The 18,324-nt window shown below is 37.2% G+C and carries 17 protein-coding genes, 1 CRISPR repeat array and 1 riboswitch; of the genes, 7 read left to right on the top strand and 10 right to left on the bottom strand.

What is annotated here, in order from left to right:
* Positions 1-8 precede the first annotated feature (8 nt).
* A riboswitch (TPP riboswitch) is annotated at positions 9-110 on the bottom strand.
* A gap of 51 nt (positions 111-161) precedes the next feature.
* The 8 genes from trkA to gutQ all read right to left on the bottom strand — a co-directional run bounded on the left by trkA (position 162) and on the right by gutQ (position 7,491).
* A complete protein-coding gene (gene trkA, locus DKK79_RS10395; protein WP_110423997.1) occupies positions 162-1,523 on the bottom strand; it encodes a Trk system potassium transporter TrkA in 1,362 nt (453 codons plus the stop codon).
* A 115-nt stretch (positions 1,524-1,638) separates the two neighbouring features.
* Positions 1,639-2,634, bottom strand: coding sequence for a tryptophan--tRNA ligase (gene trpS / locus DKK79_RS10390; protein ID WP_034883904.1), 996 nt, complete (start codon positions 2,632-2,634; stop codon positions 1,639-1,641).
* A 23-nt stretch (positions 2,635-2,657) separates the two neighbouring features.
* Positions 2,658-3,353 (bottom strand): phosphoglycolate phosphatase, encoded by a 696-nt coding sequence (locus DKK79_RS10385; protein ID WP_110423996.1) that lies wholly within the window; start codon positions 3,351-3,353, stop codon positions 2,658-2,660.
* Positions 3,346-4,023: a ribulose-phosphate 3-epimerase gene (rpe, locus tag DKK79_RS10380; RefSeq protein ID WP_034883902.1), complete on the bottom strand. Its 678-nt coding sequence runs from the start codon at positions 4,021-4,023 to the stop codon at positions 3,346-3,348. Before rpe ends, DKK79_RS10385 begins: the two co-directional genes overlap by 8 nt.
* 39 nt (positions 4,024-4,062) lie before the next feature.
* Entirely contained in the window at positions 4,063-4,881 is an 819-nt protein-coding gene (locus DKK79_RS10375) for a Dam family site-specific DNA-(adenine-N6)-methyltransferase (RefSeq protein ID WP_034883901.1), read from the bottom strand.
* 9 nt (positions 4,882-4,890) lie between these two features.
* On the bottom strand, positions 4,891-5,751 hold the full coding sequence (locus DKK79_RS10370; RefSeq protein WP_110423995.1) for an SPOR domain-containing protein: 861 nt from the start codon (positions 5,749-5,751) through the stop codon (positions 4,891-4,893).
* A gap of 67 nt (positions 5,752-5,818) precedes the next feature.
* Positions 5,819-6,340: a shikimate kinase AroK gene (gene aroK, locus DKK79_RS10365; RefSeq protein ID WP_034883898.1), complete on the bottom strand. Its 522-nt coding sequence runs from the start codon at positions 6,338-6,340 to the stop codon at positions 5,819-5,821.
* 188 nt (positions 6,341-6,528) lie between these two features.
* Positions 6,529-7,491, bottom strand: coding sequence for an arabinose-5-phosphate isomerase GutQ (gene gutQ / locus DKK79_RS10360; protein WP_110423994.1), 963 nt, complete (start codon positions 7,489-7,491; stop codon positions 6,529-6,531).
* Between the two features lie 497 nt (positions 7,492-7,988).
* Positions 7,989-8,497: direct repeats of the CRISPR family, unit length 29 nt; unit sequence GATTTATGCCGTGTAGGCAGTTTAGAAAT.
* 148 nt (positions 8,498-8,645) lie between these two features.
* Here gutQ and DKK79_RS10350 point away from each other — a divergent pair.
* On the top strand, positions 8,646-9,107 hold the full coding sequence (locus DKK79_RS10350) for a hypothetical protein (protein WP_110423993.1): 462 nt from the start codon (positions 8,646-8,648) through the stop codon (positions 9,105-9,107).
* A gap of 595 nt (positions 9,108-9,702) precedes the next feature.
* Here DKK79_RS10350 and DKK79_RS10345 read toward each other — a convergent pair.
* On the bottom strand, positions 9,703-10,326 hold the full coding sequence (locus DKK79_RS10345) for a LysE family transporter (protein WP_110423992.1): 624 nt from the start codon (positions 10,324-10,326) through the stop codon (positions 9,703-9,705).
* Positions 10,323-11,765: an LTA synthase family protein gene (locus DKK79_RS10340; RefSeq protein ID WP_110423991.1), complete on the bottom strand. Its 1,443-nt coding sequence runs from the start codon at positions 11,763-11,765 to the stop codon at positions 10,323-10,325. Before DKK79_RS10340 ends, DKK79_RS10345 begins: the two co-directional genes overlap by 4 nt.
* Before the next feature lie 250 nt (positions 11,766-12,015).
* Between DKK79_RS10340 and DKK79_RS10335 the strand changes: the two genes are divergently transcribed.
* From DKK79_RS10335 to DKK79_RS10310, 6 genes are all read left to right on the top strand, one after another.
* The gene (locus tag DKK79_RS10335) at positions 12,016-12,642 is read left to right on the top strand and encodes a nitroreductase family protein (RefSeq protein WP_110423990.1); all 627 of its coding nucleotides are present in this window, start codon (positions 12,016-12,018) and stop codon (positions 12,640-12,642) included.
* Between the two features lie 11 nt (positions 12,643-12,653).
* Positions 12,654-13,862 (top strand): FTR1 family iron permease, encoded by a 1,209-nt coding sequence (locus DKK79_RS10330; protein WP_034883884.1) that lies wholly within the window; start codon positions 12,654-12,656, stop codon positions 13,860-13,862.
* 134 nt (positions 13,863-13,996) lie between these two features.
* A complete protein-coding gene (locus tag DKK79_RS10325; RefSeq protein WP_034883882.1) occupies positions 13,997-14,560 on the top strand; it encodes an iron transporter in 564 nt (187 codons plus the stop codon).
* Between the two features lie 85 nt (positions 14,561-14,645).
* On the top strand, positions 14,646-15,866 hold the full coding sequence (locus tag DKK79_RS10320) for a Fe-S-containing protein (RefSeq protein WP_110423989.1): 1,221 nt from the start codon (positions 14,646-14,648) through the stop codon (positions 15,864-15,866).
* 21 nt (positions 15,867-15,887) lie between these two features.
* Complete coding sequence (locus DKK79_RS10315; RefSeq protein WP_110423988.1) at positions 15,888-17,162, top strand: ABC transporter permease; 1,275 nt, start codon at positions 15,888-15,890, stop codon at positions 17,160-17,162.
* Positions 17,163-17,175: 13 nt separating this feature from the next.
* Positions 17,176-18,318 (top strand): ABC transporter permease, encoded by a 1,143-nt coding sequence (locus DKK79_RS10310; protein ID WP_220019189.1) that lies wholly within the window; start codon positions 17,176-17,178, stop codon positions 18,316-18,318.
* Positions 18,319-18,324: the final 6 nt, after the last annotated feature.

Below are 18,324 nucleotides of genomic sequence, written 5' to 3'. Positions count from 1 at the left end.
AAAACGAGCAATTAAGACTAAGACTTCCCTACGCTGGTATGATCCAGATCAGGTTCAACGGGTAAAATCTCAGTTTTTTGCAATAACAAAAAACACCCCGAGTCAAAAACCAATTTGTAAAAAATGCTCTTATTATGAACTGAGTTTATAATTTAAACAAGCTATTGTAATAATCTTTCTATATCACTAATGGCTCGTCTATCAGCTAAAAAAATGATTAAGTGATCGCCATTTTCTATCATCAAATCGGTGTTAACAATAATCACATCTTCGCCACGCACCACCGCACCAATAGTCGCACCTGATGGTAATTTTAGACTGTTGATATTTTTACTCACTAATTTTGAATTTTCTGCCTCACCATTGGCAACCACTTCGACAATTTCTGACTCACCCTGACGTAGTGAGACCACTTTAACCACACCGGTTTGTCTAACATGACTTAATAGCTCTGAAATAGTGGCATGTTGTGGTGAGATTGCGATATCAATCACACTATCATTGATCAACTCTAAATAGGCTTGGCGTTGAATAAGCACGATGACTTTTTTTGCCCCCATTCTTTTGGCAAGCATGGATGACATAATATTGGCTTCATCATCACTGGTGACTGCCACAAACAGATCGGTGAGTTCCACTTGCTCTTGCGATAATAACTCTTGGTCTGATGATTCACCATGTAATACCGTTGTATTAATAAGTTGCTCAGCAATTGATTCGGCTTTTTCAGCATTGCGTTCGATTAATTTAACTTGATAATCGTTTTCTAAACGCTTAGCTAAAGCGACAGCTATGCCACCGCCACCACTAATGATAATGCGCTTATAAGGTTTTTCTAACCTTTGTAGTTCACTGGTTACAGCTTTAATATTGAGAGGAGGAGTAATAAAATAGACCATATCCCCAGCCTCAATTAAAGTTGAACCAATCGGTCGAATAAAGCGGTTTTTACGATAAATTGCCACCACCCGCGCTTCGACATGCGGTAAATGTTCTTTCAGTTCTGACAGTTCACTTCCAACTAAGGCGCCACCATAATAAGCGGTTACTGCAACTAAACAGACCCGATTATCATAAAACGAAGCAAACTGAAGCGCGCCAGGATATTGTACTAATTGGCTAATATGATTGGTGATTAAGTTTTCGGGAGCGATAATGTGGTCAATATTGATACAATCTTTATTAAAAAATGGGTATTTTTCATCGTTATATTCAGGGGCGCGGATTCGGGCAACTTTTTGTGGAATATTGAACATTACATGACCAATCTGACAAGCCATCATATTTACTTCATCAGAGTTAGTCACGGCAACTAACATATCGGCTGATTCAGCTCCAGCGCTCTCTAACACTTGCGGATAAGACGATTTGCCACAAATGACTCGGAGATCAAAACGTTCTTGCAAAGATTGCAATTTATCATGATCTTCATCAACGACTGTCACATCATTCTGCTTTTCAGTTACTAGATATTCAGCAAGTGCACTACCGGTTTGGCCGGCACCAAGAATAATAATTTTCATAACTAACCTATTATAATCAAAAAGGCTTTAATATGATTTATTGTCAAAAATGTGACTGTAATTATCAATTAAAGCCGATCGATGTTATTTCGTATAATGGCAATCTTATTTGGAATTATACAAAACCGATTGCATCATAAACTTTTTTCAACGTTGGCTCTGCTTTAGCGCGAGCTTTTTGTGCACCTTCTTGCATAATTGAAAGAAGATAATTTTCATCATCACGATACTGATGATATTTTGCTTGTAAACCAGTTAACATATCAATCACTTGATTTGCCACCTCGGTTTTTAGATGACCATACATTTTACCTTCAAACTCTTTTTCAAGTTCAGCAACTGGCTTGCCGGTGATACCTGTTAAGATGTCTAACAAATTCGATACCCCCGCTTTGTTTTTTAAATCATAACGCACAACTGGTGGCTCGTCTGAATCGGTCATCGCTCGTTTAATCTTTTTCTCAACATCTTTTGGATTCTCAAGTAACCCTATAACATTGTTACGATTCTCATCAGATTTAGACATTTTTTTGCTTGGATCTTGTAATGACATTACTCGAGCGCCAACTTTGGCAATAAACGGTTCAGGAACGGTAAATATATCCCCATATAGTGCATTGAAGCGCAGAGCAATATCACGTGATAATTCAAGATGTTGTTTCTGATCATCACCAACAGGAACTAAATTAGCTTGATATAACAAAATATCAGCCGCCATCAACACCGGATAATCAAACAGTCCAGCGTTAATATTTTCAGAATGACGAGATGACTTATCTTTAAATTGTGTCATACGGCTCAATTCACCAAAATAGGTATAGCAGTTTAACGCCCAGCCTAATTCAGCGTGTGCCGGCACTTGTGACTGAACAAAAATAGTACTTTTTTGTGGATCGATACCACACGCCAAATAAAGTGCTAGTGTATCAAGTGTCGCTTTACGCAACTTATTGGGATCTTGACGGACTGTGATCGCATGTTGATTGACGATACAATAAACGCAATCATATTCATTTTGTAAAGACACCCAATTCTTTAAAGCACCTAAGTAGTTGCCTAATGTTAGTTCTCCTGATGGCTGAGCGCCACTAAATACAATTGGTTTACTCATAATTTATTCCTAACTTATACTCATTATTTTTTGGCATCAGCTTTTGGCTGAGGTAACAGGGTTAATATTTCTTTAAAATCGTCAAATAAAAAATCTGGTTCGCTAGTTGCAATTGAGATCCCATAGTTATAACCATAGCTTAACGCCACAGTTGGGCAATGGGCATTTTTAGCAGCAGTAATATCATTCTTTGAATCCCCAACAAACAGCAACTGATCGCTAAATAATCCAAACGTTGCCATAACTTGATAAAGTGGGGCAGGGTGTGGTTTTAACTTAATCACATCGCCACCACCAAGGACCAATGAAAAATAGTCTTTAATACCTAATGACGTTAATAGCGCCGGTAAAAATTGCGCTGGTTTATTGGTTACTAAAGCTAAAGGGTAATGATTTTCATAAAGGGTTTTTAAGGTCTGTTCTACATGAGGAAACAGGGTTGTCTGTTCATCCATAACCTTATCATAATGCTGGCTAAATATCTGTTTAGCTTCAGCAAAATATTCTTTTGTTGGATTGGTCTCAACCGCTTTGAAAACTCGTTCAAGCATCACTTCGATGCCATTACCCACCATGTTTTTTACTTGATCATTAGTTACGGTCGCTAACTTTAAATCTGCTAACATTTTTTGTGCCGCTAAGGCAAGTCCCGGCACGCTATCAACTAAAGTTCCATCTAAATCAAAGGCGATGGCTTGAATATCATTTAACTTAGCCATGGTTAACTCCTGCTAATTCTTTACGCATTGCATCGATGACAGTTTTATAATCAGGTTGGCCAAATATCGCTGAACCTGCAACAAACATATCTGCGCCTGCTTTAGCAATTTCTGCGATGTTATCAACTTTAACCCCGCCATCAATTTCTAAGCGAATTTGTCTACCAGACTCGACAATGCGCTGTTTAACTTGTTGTAATTTTTTTAGCGTAGTCGGTATAAACGATTGCCCGCCAAAACCAGGATTTACGCCCATTAGTAAAATAATATCAACCTTATCCATTACATAATCTAAATGATCTAACGGCGTTGCTGGGTTAAGTACAATCCCTGCCGTACAACCATGATCTTTAATTAACTGCAAAGAACGATCAAGGTGAATAGTGGCCTCAGGGTGAATAGAGATATTGGTGGCGCCAGCTTTGGCAAATGAAGTAATTAAATCTTCAACAGGGGAAACCATCAAATGAACATCGATTGGAGCGGTAATACCATAATCGCGAAGCGCCTTACAAAACATACTGCCCATAGTTAAGTTTGGTACAAAATGGTTATCCATTACATCAAAATGGACAACATCGGCGCCAGCGTCTAATACCTTTTGCGTATCTTCACCAAGGCGAGCAAAATTAGCGGATAATATCGACGGTGCAATAATAAACTCTTTCATAACATACCTCTACTAATAAAACCTTATACGCAAAATAGGTTATTTTTGGTATAAGGCTAATATTTCATCAATTTTTTTGCGTCCTTCGCCTGCACAACTAATTGAGCGTCGCATTTCTGCTCGGTAAAGATGGCGCGCTTTATTATATAACGTTCTGGTATATTCAGTATCATGATTTGACACCAGTACTGGAATATCTTTTTTATAAGCGATATTTTCAGCCAATTGTGACAATCGCATATGCTCTTCGTAGCCAAAATTATTAGAATAATAAGCGGTAAAACCTGCTGATTCATTTGGTGAAAGATAAGGTGGATCACAGTAAATGACGGAATTACGCTTCGCTAATTTCATTGCTTCATGATAAGGGGTACAAATAAACTCAGCTTTTTGTGCTTTTTGAGCAAAATAGTTAAGCTCCCTTTCAGGAAAATAGATCGTTTTATAACGTCCAAATGGTACATTAAAAAGCCCACTATTATTATAGCGACATAGACCGTTATAACAGTGTCGATTCAAATAAACAAATAACAACGATCGTAAATATTGATCTTTACTGTAGTTAAACACTTCACGAAGTTGATAAAAAGCCTCAGCTTGATTGTTCTGATGATTAAATAATAGTTTAAGATCACTAATAAACTGTTCAGGATTAGATTGCAATAACTTAAATAACGCAATTAGGTCGTGATTGATATCAGCTAAAATATAACTTTTGAAGTTTGTGTTTAAAAAAACTGAGCCAGCTCCTACAAAGGGCTCAATAAGTTGTTCTCCTTCTGGTAGATACTGCTTAATTGTGTCCACAAGCTCATATTTTCCTCCAGCCCATTTTAAAAAGGCTCGTCGCTTCTTCAAAGGAAACTCCTATTTTGCTGATTTTTCTTTATTAATTGTAGCGCCAGATTTAATCCAAGGCTTATTGTTTTGTAGTTCACTTGGTAAAGATTTAATTGCTTTTCTGGCTTCGTCAGCAGAATCATATGTACCATTAACTAAAATGTACCATTTATCATTATTTCTTTTGGTTTCATAAATTTGGTAATTAGTTAAATTATGTTTTTTTACTAATTCTTTTAATCCATCAATTGAACTTGATGAACTTAATTGAATAGAAAATTGAGTTTCTTTAATATTGGCAATTGAAGTTGAATTTTTGCCTGTTTTGACATCATTGTCTGAACTCAATCTAACAGGTTTATGATCACTGCTATTTAGATCTTGAGGTTTGTTAGTAGTGGCATCATTATTAGATGACCCACTACTGTGAATAGTACTAATGTCAGTTGTGGGCGAGTTTGGTTTAGCGTTCTTTGCGGGCAAATGGTTTTGACCATGACCACTCATACTTGTTATACCATTAGTCTCAGCTTGCCCATTAACATCATCAATAGGTGCTCGCTCCCTGTTGTTAGACGCGGGACTTGTTGTCTGAGCAATTTGTGTGCTTTTTATACCATCATTTGCTTGCTCATTGCTGATTGTATCCGCTACTTCAGTTGATGAAACACCATTAATTTCAGGTGGCGTCAAAGGTGTTGGTGTTTTAGGTTTTAATGAACGAAATATCATTAAACTAAGCAATAAAACAATAATGATCAAAGCTAACCCCATAACAATCAACTTTTTTTTCGAATATTGCTGAAAAAAAGTGGAAATATTAAATGAGAGCGTAGACTTTTTATTTGATTGTTCTGGTATATAACGATCATCTTTATCTACACGCATGTTAACTCCTTAACCTATCAAAAGGTTGATTGCTTTATGGTTAGCTGATTTGAAAAAATTGAAACTTTTAGATTTGTTCTATTTTTTCAATGATATATCCAGCAACGCCTTTAGCGCTTTGCTCATCAGTCTTAATCGTAATATCAGCGATTTCTTCATAAAGAGGATCACGCTCTTCGGCTAATTCTTCATAAAGTTCACGGGGGGTATTACCACCTTGTAATAAAGGACGACGCTTATCTTTTTGGGTTCTTGCCATCTGTTTTTCAATTGTAGTCTCTAAGTAAACTACAATACCTCGTGCTGATAAACGGTTACGCGTCTCTTTAGATAAAACCGAACCACCACCGGTTGCAAGTACTACTCCTTGTTTTTCAGTCAATTCGTTAATGACTTTTTCCTCTCTGGCTCGGAATCCGTCTTCACCTTCTAAATCAAAAATCCATGCTATATCTGCGCCGGTGCGTTTTTCAATCTCTTGGTCAGAGTCAAAAAATTCCATACCTAGCTGTTGTGCAATTTGTCGGCCTATTGTGCTTTTTCCTGCCCCCATTGGGCCAATTAGAAAGATATTTCGCTTTTCTGCCATTGTAATTTCATCATCTATTAATTTTGGTTAAAATTTACAACACAATATCAATTTATAACGAAATGATTAATCAATCATTTCAGTACTGAATTGTGTAACTTACTTGGATCTCCGTCTAACGACAAAAATTTAGGTCGGTAATTATCTCAATAGATAGCCCCTTTTTGCAACAGGTATTTACTAATCGTTTAACCAATACCCGCTTGATGCAGATCATGAATATTCAGTGCACCAACTAATTCGCCGTGGTTATTTACCACTGGTGCAGCTGTGATGTTATGATCGTTAAATGATTTTAAAGCCTCGACTGCTTTCCAAGTTTCAGGTATTTGATATCCAGGACTTGTCATCACATCGATAATCTTATCTTGTAGTGTACCATGTTTTAATAACAAACGGCGTAAATCTCCATCAGTAAAAACACCGACTATTTTATTACCGTCTTGACATATTGCAACCAATCCTACACCGGTTCGACTTAATTCTAACATCGCATCAAGTACCGTTGCCGATTGTGGAACGCTAGGAATTAAATCTCCCTTACGCATAATGTCTTTTACATGATTTAATAATTTTGCACCTAAACTGCCAGCAGGATGGGAACGAGCAAAATCTTCTTCCTTAAAACCACGAGCTCGCATAACCGCAATGGCTAGTGCATCCCCCATTAATAACGTATTAGTTGAACTAGAAGTTGGTGCTAGTCCCATTGGGCAAGCTTCCTTTTCGATTGAAATGTCCAACACCGCTTGTGCGGCTAAGGCTAACGGTGAATCAAGCCCACCAGTAATGGCGATAACTGGAATATTCATCTCTGCAAGGATCGGTAAGATAAATTGAAACTCCTTAGCTCGTCCTGAATAAGAAATTAAAATCACTATATCGTTTTCGGTTACCATACCTAAATCACCATGTAATGCCTCGGAAGGATGCATAAAAAATGCGGGGCTACCTGTACTGGCTAATGATGCAGCTATCTTTTTACCAATATGCCCAGATTTACCAATACCTGACACCACAACTTTGCCTTTGGTTGACAAAATTAACTGACAAGCCTTAACAAAATCCTTGCCAAGCCGAGCCGGCAATTTCTGTGCCTCATGAAGCTCAAGTTCAAGTAACTCTCGACCATATTGTAACAATTTATCCATTTTTCAATCGCCCATTGATTTAAAACTTAAAATATTTTAATCGACCAACCGATTTTATTAATCGAATTATAACTAGTCTAACAATTAACTATCCAATATTCAAAAGGCTTTTAGAATAAAAAGCAAAAACTAGAAAATTAATTAGAAAAAGGGTAGAAAGTAATAAGCGTTTATTACTAGAAGTAGCGTAAATAAATTCGGTATAAATTTTTAATTGATAAAATGCGATGATTATTGGTTGTCCTGATTGAAAAGCCGCAAAAAATAAATCGATATCTACTTTTACAGAAGTATACACTAGCCAATAAACACCTTGTGTAAAAAAGTTGAGGATCTTAATTTTGAAACCGAAAATACCCTATGGCTAACCCTTTTTTTTGAACAAAAATAAAAACATTAAAAATCAACATATTAGAAAATGATTTAAAAAAGGGTTTTTATGACTAAAATTACTCTTTGTCTTTTTGCAAACAAGATTTATAGTATGACTGGTTCTAGATTTATGCCGTGTAGGCAGTTTAGAAAAGCGTCACGAGTTATCACACGTAGATTCGGTAGATTTATGCCGTGTAGGCAGTTTAGAAATCCCCAGTTTGAGGAGAAACAAAAGGATCAACGATTTATGCCGTGTAGGCAGTTTAGAAATTGCTGACGCACCGATTCAACAGAAACAACTGGATTTATGCCGTGTAGGCAGTTTAGAAATGTCCGAGCGAGCAGTGATTAACTCGCTTTAGGATTTATGCCGTGTAGGCAGTTTAGAAATCTGGATTCAAGATTTCGATTTAACTGTGTTAGATTTATGCCGTGTAGGCAGTTTAGAAATCAGCATGCGCCAATCGGACAAATTCATTGTCGATTTATGCCGTGTAGGCAGTTTAGAAATTTTGTATGAGCGCTAGTTGATACGCCTCCTAGATTTATGCCGTGTAGGCAGTTTAGAAAACTGCCGTTGGCATGCCGAATTTTTCCAGAAAGATTTATGCCGTGTAGGCAGTTTAAAAAGATACCGTTCCAAACGCTAATTCCTAAATCATCTTCTCTGCTGAAGGAAGCTAGCTATTCACAATCAAAATCCTGATAAACCGCTCTAGGGCGGTTTTTTATTGCTCAAATATTTTAAATAACCTACCATTACTTAAAAAGGAGAGGGTATGAAAAGAATAGCGTTGTTGTGTTTAGTTTGCTTAGCATTGTCTGGCTGTGATGATGATAGTGGTGGTAAAGTTACTAATGAGTTTTTGGTTGGAAAGTGGGATTGTAAATTAAAAAAATTCTTTGCTAAAAATGAGAATGGAAAACTTTCTGATTATGCAAAAGATGGTGAAATTATTTTTGTAAAGGAATATAAATTAGACCAAGGTAAACTATACTCAAAAAAAGATAATTCTAAAGATTGGGTATACATAGATCTAGATAATAGATATACGGGTAAAACTGATGTTATTCGTGACGATGGATTTCGCTCATTAAAAGTTACAACATTAATGACTAAAAAAAGTGATAATCAATACTTCATTAAGGAAGAATTTTTTTTAATGGAAAGAGATACTGATAACAAAAATAGATATGTATATAAAACAAACGCAGAAGGTCTGTGCACAAGAATAAAATAATCATCTATTGCCCCAAAAGCAATTCAAACTCGCTGGTGAGGGTATAATGTGTTTATTACAGTGTAGGCAGTTTAAAAATACGAAAAAGATGGAGGATGGTATTTAGTTGAGATTTATGCCGTGCAGGTAGTTTAGTAATGAAAGCGTAGATATTAATAAACTAGTAGCGCGTTCACTAGCGCATAGGCCGTTTAAAAATACTCATTTCATGCTGATATGATGTTGAATCGGATTTATGCCGTGTAGGCAGAGTTCCATTTGATAAATAATTTGAAGAATGGGATTTTGAACAGCAAAATTTGGCCAATAACGACTAAGTGTAAATGCTAAATTCCTATTTTCTTAACAAGCCTAGCGTGCATTGCTTTGCATGGTCAGTGCATGGACAAATTTTTCTGCAAAGAATTTGAACATCTGTACATAGTAAAGATGGTATTGACCAGATGAGTATCAGGACGATATTGATAATATGTACAGAAGGTTTGTGTAACCCCCCCTGTGCTAGTTGTTGTCTAAGTTGGGAATATAGTTAGCAAAGAATTAAATATCTGAACGCTAGTCACTAAAAAGTTGAGCGACAGTTTTTCTCAACTCCTTAAAACCCTAACGCCACTTTAACCCCAAGTACAATCAATATCACCCCTAATAACTTATCAATAACCGCTTGCAATTTAAAGTATCGACGTTGGACGACTTGGGTCTGGAAGATAAATACGACCAATGGCCACCAAAGTAAGGCTTCAAGCCAAATGATAGACGCAACCATAAATTTATCCATCATGGTTGAGTTAGCATTCAGAAGTTGGGTGAAGATAGCCAAAAAAAACAGCGTCGCTTTCGGGTTTAGTATGTTACATAACAATCCTTGCATAAACGCTTTTTTAGCCGTGACATTAATCGCTTGAGTCTGCTTGGTGACATAGGTGGTGCCACTACTCTTAGCTAGTAAGGCTTTAATACCTATCCATAACAAATAAGCGGCGCCGGCATAACGTAAGGTGTTATAAAGCCATGGGGTGGCACTAATTAACATGGCAATGCCGGCCACACAATAACACATATGAATGGCGATGGCGCTAATTACCCCTAAACAGGTCATTAATGCCATTTTTCGCGGGTAGCTTAAACTGTTTTTTAACACCAGAAAAAAATCGGGTCCGGGTGATATCATGCCTAAACAGCTAATGGTGATGACTAAAATTAAGGTATCGACGTTCATTTTTGCTCTTGTGCTGCATTATTTAAAGTGGCGATGTTTGCTTTATGTTGTTCAATAAACTGTTTTTTATCGAACTGTTCAGCAATTAAATAGTCGGTTAAAAATTTTGCATTGGTTTTAATTTGCGCACCATTTAAAATCAACCTAGGTAAGTCGATTTGGTAAATGGTTTGATTAGGGGATTTTTGAAGATCATCAATACTCGCATTAGTTAATAAGTAGAGTTTGCGCTCTTTTTCCGATAACTTTTTAACAGTTTCAGTGCCCGCACCCATCATTAGATGGTCAGGGAAGATGTAGAACACCGTGTTGTCTAGCATGCCTTGCTGTTTTAGCTGGTCGATAAATTGTCCTAAGTTGTAATCGAGCGATGCAGCCACAAAAGACATGTTGTCTTGTTTAGGGCTGATGACAGCAGTCATGCGATCATCATGAAAACCATTTGGTGCATGAGTTGAGACGGTCGAGATAAAAAGAGCAAAAGGTTTGTCAGTCTTTTTCATCTCTTGTATTTGCAGTTTGGCGATCTCTAAGATGTCTTTGTCGTATAGTCCAAATGGCGCATTCGGGTATTTGCCCGGGTAGGTCTTATCGGATACAACTTGCATGCCAAGCACTTCCGCAGTATGACCTATGCCTGCAAATTCAGGACCTGCCATCACGTAACGAGTTTGGTAGCCAGCTTGTTTTAGAACATCACCTAAGGTGACCAATTGGGTGGAGTTGGCGTTTTTTAAGGGGGATGTAGAGTGTTCACCGATTAAAAATGGTACTCCCGTCATATAGGTGTACATCGAGGCAGTGGTCCAAGTACTTCCCGCACTCATTGGCATATTAGGGAAGAAGGTATATTGTTGCTTAAGCTGTCTTAAATTTGGAGTGATATCAGCAAAATCTAAAAATCCTTGTTCAAAAGATTCTAATGATAATACGATAATATTTTTGCCTTGTTGGCTGTTAATTTGAGATTTTGCAACATAATCGTTCATGTTTAGCGCTTGTAAAGCTTGTTCAAAGGTTGCTTTTGGTGCGCAAGTGACTTGATAGATCTCATAAATGCGACTAATTGGACCATTATGATAACTAATAGAGGCAATGGCGATAACGGCTAATGGTAAACGCCATAGCAATCGACATTTATTGCGAAATAAGCTAGCTAATTTGCTAAGGATGAAGACTAATCCTAAAAAGACGACTATCACCAAAAGCGCTTGTAGTTTGAAGATGAATAAACCTTCAATAATATCATTTACATTTAAGTTGACGTAAAACTGATAATCAATAAATCCACCACTAAAATAAATTGAAGTCAGTTCCATCACAATGATGACAGTCATTAAGATGATGGTAAGTAGTTGCCATTTTTTTTGTTTAAAAAACGAAGCTAAGGTGATAGTTAAGATAAATAGTGGTAATACAATTAAAGTCGATAATGGCATAACGAAATAGACTCAGTTTAACTTAAAGTTGGAAAATCACATCAGTATATACTTTTTAAGCCGAAAAATAAAAATTGGACTGATGCAAAGTGTCCATAAATTGATTTATTTTAGTTAAGGAAATATTAAGGTGAGGATTTGATTATTTGCTATAACATTAATGATAATAATTATTGTTTGTTATTGATAATTGAAAGCATTAGCAATAAGATAGCAACAAATATTTTTGTAATGATGAAAGGTTTTGGCTATGTTGTTACGTAGATTTGCCGTTTTTTTGCTAATATCCTGTGTTTCCTATTGTTATGCAGATGTCACTTTACCTACACCACAAAAAAAAGAGGGTATGGGTTTATTTGATAGTCTTAAAAAACGCACTTCAACGCCGGGTGGCGGATTCCCAACTGGTATGCTATCAGACGATGAACTTTCAAACGTACTTTGGGCGGCCAGTGGCTTAAATCGTGGTAAAAACGGTTGGACTGTGCCGATGGCAAGCGGTAAGCCACCTTATGTCCGCCTGTATGTTGCCAGTGATAAGGGGAGCTTTGTATATGAATGGGAAGGTCATTATCTTCGTGAAATCAATAAGCAAGATATTCGAGGTGAAGTTGGTAAGCAAAACTTTACTAAGCGTGCTCCTTATATTTTAATTTTTGTCTCTGATGGCGATAGTCTTAAAGATTATGATGCGCAACAAGCCAATGATTTTAGCCAAATTGCTGTTGGTGCAATGAGTCAAAATGTTTATTTATCGGCAGCCGCATTAAAACTTAGCACACGTTATATCCATTCAATCAATCCTGAGTTTATTAATCAATCATTGCAATTGCCAGAAAACAGCAAACCAATAGGAATAATGTTGTTAGGAAAATAGAGGAGCAGTAAGTGAAAAAGTATCTAACTTTAGTTGTACTTCTAATTGCAAGTTTAGCGATTTTTAGTTCCCCTTCTTATGCGACCGAAAAAAAATATGAAAGTTGGAATGCAATTATTGATGAAATGGATATCATACTTAATGATGCCTACAATATCTATTTTATGAAAGACATCGAGGGTGCTAAAGCCCGCGTGAACAATGCCTACTTCGGGTTTTATGAAAAACATGGTGTTGAGCGAGCAGTAATGTCATATATTTCAGGTAAACGTGGTACAGACACCGAATATCAATTCGCAAAAATAAAACGTTTAATGACGCAAAACTCACCGAATAAGACAGTACGTGCCGAAATTGACGTTATTTTAAAAATGCTACATGAAGATGCCAACGAATTAGATGGTAAAAAAGAGAGTGGTTGGAGTGTCTTTTTAGCATCGTTTATCATTATTTTCCGTGAAGGATTGGAAGCGATACTCGTTATTGCAGCTATCTCTGCTTATCTTGTGCGTTCCAATAATAAACCGATGCTTAAAGTGGTTTATCTAAGCAGTTTGTTTGCAGTGTTTGCTAGTGTTTTAGCGGCGATTGCGTTACATACTGTGGTGGGGTTAAGTGGAGCTAATCAAGAAATTATGGAAGGCGGAGCCATGTTATTGGCTACCGTGGTGCTATTTTTTATTAGTAATTGGATGTTGTCTAAGTCGGAATCCGAGGCTTGGAAGAATTATGTAGAAGGTAAGGTGCAAAGCGCGGTTTCAACTGGTAGTAGTTTTGCTTTAGGATTTGCAGCCTTTTTAGCGGTATTTCGTGAAGGTGCGGAAACCATTATCTTCTATCAAGCTATGCTAGCCGACGCGAAAGAGCATATGGATATGGTTTGGTATGGCTTGGGTGTCGGTACAATTGTTTTAGCCTTTGTCTTTGTGATTATCCGTTTTGGTACGGTTAAATTACCACTCAGACCGTTCTTTATTTGTACCAGTGCATTAATGTATCTAATGGCGATCGCTTTTGCCGGTGGCGGTGTAAAAGAGTTACAAGAAGCGGATATCATTCCTGTTACACCGGTCGATTTTGTTCATTCAGTGGAAATTCTAGGTATATATCCAACTTTAGAAACATTAATTCCACAATTGTTTATGGTCGTGGTGGTGATTTTGTCAGTTATCTATTACCGAAGACATACTATTAAAAATACAACAGATAATTTAAATTGATTACATTAAATGATTCGTTCTTAAATCAAACTGTAATTAAAAATTTGGTAGTAATTGTGATTAATTGATCATTATTTTATTGATTAATTATTGAAATATAAAACTATTTGTTAAAATAAAATTAAGGAGTTTCAATGAAAAAATTATTAATCTCTGCGGGTATTTCATCAATACTTGCACTTTCATCTATGGCCTATGCTGCTGCACCGGCACCAGGAGAAGAAAAAGGTTTTGAAGAGTTCCCAATCGGTGATGAAGTAACAGTTGGTCCTTTACATATCGGTGCGGTTTACTTCCAACCTGTTGATATGGAACCTGCCGGTATGGGTGGCTTACCTGCGTCTAAATCTGATATGCATATCGAAGCTGATATTTCAGCTGCTGAAGGTAATAAATTAGGTTTTGGTGCTGGTGATTTTGTACCTTACTTAACTGTAAAATATAAAATCCAAAAAGAAGGCAGTGATAAAGCTATTGAAGGTACATTTATGCCAATGAATGCATCTGACGGTCCTCACTATGGTAACAATATTAAATTAGATGGAGCTGGTAAATATAAAGTCACCTTTACTATTGAAAACCCTGAAAAACAAGGTTATTTATTACATGTAGATAAAGAAACTGGGGTTGAAGGTCGTTTCTGGTCTAAACCAATCGAAGTTTCTTGGGACTTTGACTTTATCCCGCGTGCATGGTAATTATTAATTTAATCATTAAATAATTTTGTACTTAAGGCGAGTGTAAAAGCTCGCCAATATACGTTGTAATCGTTAGGCAATCATTATGCTCCAATATCTTATCAATATTACCGATAACACTTTTGTACCAGTAATTATGTTTGCATTAGTTAGTGCGGCATTTGTTCAATCAAGTAAAAAATATCTTGTAACTGGTTGTGTATTGGGGATGATAGCCGCACTGGTTTATGCAATATTAAAACGAAATACGGGTTTTGCTGTTCGTGAATTTTATGATCTTGGTGTGATTATTGGTTGGTGCATCATTGCCATTCCATTGCTTATCTGTTTATCGTTTAAAAAATCATTATTTCTTAATTCATTATTACTGGTAATTGCCACTGGTCTTATCACCGCACAGTGCCTACCGAATATTTTACTCTATCCATTTGAATTTGATGTTGGCATGGAATCCATATTCAATAATGACTATCTGTTTAAATGGGTGGGTTATGGTTTTGCTTTAGTAGTTTGTGTTTTGATTGGGTTGTTTGTCTATCGCCTTTGTGCTCGATTTTCAACTCGATTCGTTACTGCCATTACTACATTGGCAATTATTATCTTCACTGCGCAAAACGCTGTTAATTTGCTTCAAATCCTGATTGTGAGACGATTTATCTCGCCACAAAAATGGATGATGGAATTAGTGATTTTTATTTTAGCGCATGTCAATTTGTTTACCTTTATTTTTATGGCTTTGGTGTTATTACTAAGTATTTTGTTGTATACCAAATCCAAAACTACCTCGTTAGTTGGTAGTAATCCAGCCCAAGTACGTAAATTAAAAGCAAGGTTACGTGGTGATCGTCGTACCTCATTATTATTAATGGCTGGCATTGCCATAACTGCTTATACCGTTACTCGCGCACGTTATATTTTTGAAAAAGGGGTGGAATTAACTCCGGCTGAACCTGTGACACCAAATGCCGATGGTTTGATTGTGATTCCGTTAGATAGAGTCAATGATGGCAATTTACACCGTTATGGTTATCAAGCGACTGATGGCACATTAGTTCGATTTATTGTGATTAAGAAAAGTGAAAATGCTTACGGTGTCGGTTTTGATGCTTGTGATATTTGTGGTGCAAGTGGTTATTATCAACGCGGTAATCAGGTTGTCTGTATTTTGTGTGATGTAGTGATGAATATTGCGACGATAGGTTTTTCCGGCGGTTGTAATCCGGTGCCACTTAAATATGAAATTTTAAATGGTAATATGATTATTCGGCCAGCTCATCTTGAAGCGGAAAAGAGTCGTTTTAAGTAACAGTGAAAAAAGGAAGAAAATATGTTTCGTAGAATGTTACTTAGTGTGTTAGTTCGTCAAAAAAAGAAGCTATTTTTAATTGCCTTAACTGTTGCTTTGGGTGTTTCACTAGCGACTGCCATGTTAAATGTCATGTTTGATGTCGGTGATAAAGTTAATCAAGAATTAAAAGCTTATGGCGCTAACTTAAACATTGTGCCAAAAGGTGCGGCGTTGGTGAATGAGTTATATCAACTAGATGACAAACAAGATGCGATTCAATATATTAAACAAGATGATTTAGTGAAGATTAAAATGATCTTTTGGGCGTATAACATCGTTGATTTCGCCCCTTATTTAACAACCCAAGTTATGGTTAATGGTAAACCAGTCACACTAGTTGGAACTTGGTTTAATAAACATTTGACAATTCCCACTGGTGACGAAGTGGATACCGGAATGTTAGCTATGAAGTCGTGGTGGTCAATTGAAGGCAACACCATGAAAGATGATAATTTGCAAGGTGTAATGGTAGGTGAGGCTATTGCCAAGCAATTGAATCTCAAATTGGGTGATAGTATTGAGTTAACATCATCCACCCAAAAAATCACCCTAACAGTGAATAATATCTTCCATAGTGGTGGGGTTGAAGATAACGAGCTTTATGTTTCATTGCCAGTTGCGCAAAACTTGGCAAACAAAGTCGGTTTGGTTGAACGGGTGGAAGTGAGTGCACTCACCACGCCAGAAAATGATTTAGCCCGAAAGGCGGCGCAAGATCCTAATAGCTTATCACGAACCGAATGGGATACTTGGTACTGCACCGCTTATATCAGTTCGATTGCCTATCAGTTAGAGGAGTTAATGCCAGATGTTCGGGTAAAAGCGATAATGCAAGTAGCCGAATCTGAAGGATCTATCTTACAAAAAACTCAACTATTAATGTTATTGTTAACCATCTTATCATTAATCTGTTCGGCACTCGCAATATCTAACCTAGTGACCGCCAATGTGATTGAACGCAGTACTGAAATCGGGTTATTAAAAGCATTAGGCGCCACCAATACCTCGGTGGCGATGTTGATTCTTACCGAAATACTAATCATCGCGTTATTGGGGGGAATAGTCGGTTATTTTATCGGTCTTGGCTTTGCGCAAATTATTGGCCAAACCGTATTTGGTTCATTCGTTGAGCCTAAGATGATTATTGTCCCATTGGTATTAATTATGGTAAGTCTGATTACATTGTTAGGTAGCATGCCTGCATTGCGTATTATGATGTTTTTACGCCCAACCGATGTGTTACATGGTCGGTAAGTGAGGCTAACAGATGATGAATAAAAACCAACGCTTTATTTTAAAAACACTATTTAGCTCGCTAATTCGCCGTCGTTCTCGAATTGCTATTGCTTTACTCGGTGTCGCTATTGGGGCAACGGTGCTACTAGGTATGGTAACCCTTTGCTATGATATTCCAAGACAAATGGGGCAAGAGTTTCGCTCTTATGGTGCTAACTTATTGTTGATGCCGGCCAATAATCAATCCACTATGCCAATGACTGAAGTGAAAAAAGCCGTTGATCTGTTACCGTCAGATAAAGTATTAGGCGTGACACCGTTTCGTTATGATTCCATCCGCAGTAATCAACAACCGTATACTATTGTTGGTACGCAGTTTGATCAGGTTAGCAAAACTAGCCCGTATTGGAAAATAGAAGGCGAACTACCCAAAAATCCAAATGAAATTATGATCGGCACCGATATCGCCCAATTTGCTAAACTTAGCATTGGTAGTACGATGCCGATTTCAGGAAAATCTAAAGAGAATTCTCGCTTTGATGAAGAGTTAACCATTACCGGTATTGTCAAAACCGGCCGTGCTGAGGATAACTTTATCTTTATTGATCTAAACGATCTTGAAACACTACTTGAAGAGCGCAATCAAGCCGAAGTAGTTGAAATCAGTATTATGGCAACACAAGATGAATTACAGCGCTATATTCAAACCATTAAAGAACACTCCAACACAGTTGAACCACATCTTATAAAATGGGTAACGCAATCTGAAGCGTCGGTACTAGGTAAACTCTCCTCTTTACTTTATTTGGTAACGCTTGTGGTGTTAATTTTGACGATGATCTGTGTGGCCACTACCATGATGACTGTCGTCATGGAACGGCGTAAGGAGATCGGCCTGAAAAAAGCTATCGGCGCAACCAATAAGAGTATTGCCAAAGAGTTTTTAGCTGAAGGGCTGATCTTAGGTATTATTGGTGGTGTTATCGGTGTGATTTGTGGTCTGATTTTTGCTCAAGTGATCAGCGCCAATGTTTTTGGACGCTCAATTGTAGTTGAATTTTATCTGATACCTACAACGATTGTTATTTCGGCGGTGGTAACCATTATTGCGTGTTTGATTCCAGTAAAACGTGCGCTTGAAGTTGAACCAGCATTAGTTTTACGTGGTGAATAGGATAGT

The sequence above is a fragment of the Gilliamella apicola genome (assembly GCF_003202915.1).
GTDB classification, from domain to species: domain Bacteria; phylum Pseudomonadota; class Gammaproteobacteria; order Enterobacterales; family Orbaceae; genus Gilliamella; species Gilliamella apicola_Q.
The sequence above is the reverse complement of the archived record's forward strand: the minus strand, read 5'-3'. Positions and strand labels throughout refer to the sequence as shown.

Coding starts and splice junctions, on each gene's coding strand:
- trkA (WP_110423997.1), bottom strand. CDS start 1,523: ATGAAAATTATTATTCTTGGTGCCGGCCAAACCGGTAGTGCACTTGCT.
- trpS (WP_034883904.1), bottom strand. CDS start 2,634: ATGAGTAAACCAATTGTATTTAGTGGCGCTCAGCCATCAGGAGAACTA.
- DKK79_RS10385 (WP_110423996.1), bottom strand. CDS start 3,353: ATGGCTAAGTTAAATGATATTCAAGCCATCGCCTTTGATTTAGATGGA.
- rpe (WP_034883902.1), bottom strand. CDS start 4,023: ATGAAAGAGTTTATTATTGCACCGTCGATATTATCCGCTAATTTTGCT.
- DKK79_RS10370 (WP_110423995.1), bottom strand. CDS start 5,751: ATGCGTGTAGATAAAGATGATCGTTATATACCAGAACAATCAAATAAA.
- aroK (WP_034883898.1), bottom strand. CDS start 6,340: ATGGCAGAAAAGCGAAATATCTTTCTAATTGGCCCAATGGGGGCAGGA.
- gutQ (WP_110423994.1), bottom strand. CDS start 7,491: ATGGATAAATTGTTACAATATGGTCGAGAGTTACTTGAACTTGAGCTT.
- DKK79_RS10350 (WP_110423993.1), top strand. CDS start 8,646: ATGAAAAGAATAGCGTTGTTGTGTTTAGTTTGCTTAGCATTGTCTGGC.
- DKK79_RS10345 (WP_110423992.1), bottom strand. CDS start 10,326: ATGAACGTCGATACCTTAATTTTAGTCATCACCATTAGCTGTTTAGGC.
- DKK79_RS10340 (WP_110423991.1), bottom strand. CDS start 11,765: ATGCCATTATCGACTTTAATTGTATTACCACTATTTATCTTAACTATC.
- DKK79_RS10335 (WP_110423990.1), top strand. CDS start 12,016: ATGTTGTTACGTAGATTTGCCGTTTTTTTGCTAATATCCTGTGTTTCC.
- DKK79_RS10325 (WP_034883882.1), top strand. CDS start 13,997: ATGAAAAAATTATTAATCTCTGCGGGTATTTCATCAATACTTGCACTT.
- DKK79_RS10320 (WP_110423989.1), top strand. CDS start 14,646: ATGCTCCAATATCTTATCAATATTACCGATAACACTTTTGTACCAGTA.
- DKK79_RS10315 (WP_110423988.1), top strand. CDS start 15,888: ATGTTTCGTAGAATGTTACTTAGTGTGTTAGTTCGTCAAAAAAAGAAG.
- DKK79_RS10310 (WP_220019189.1), top strand. CDS start 17,176: ATGATGAATAAAAACCAACGCTTTATTTTAAAAACACTATTTAGCTCG.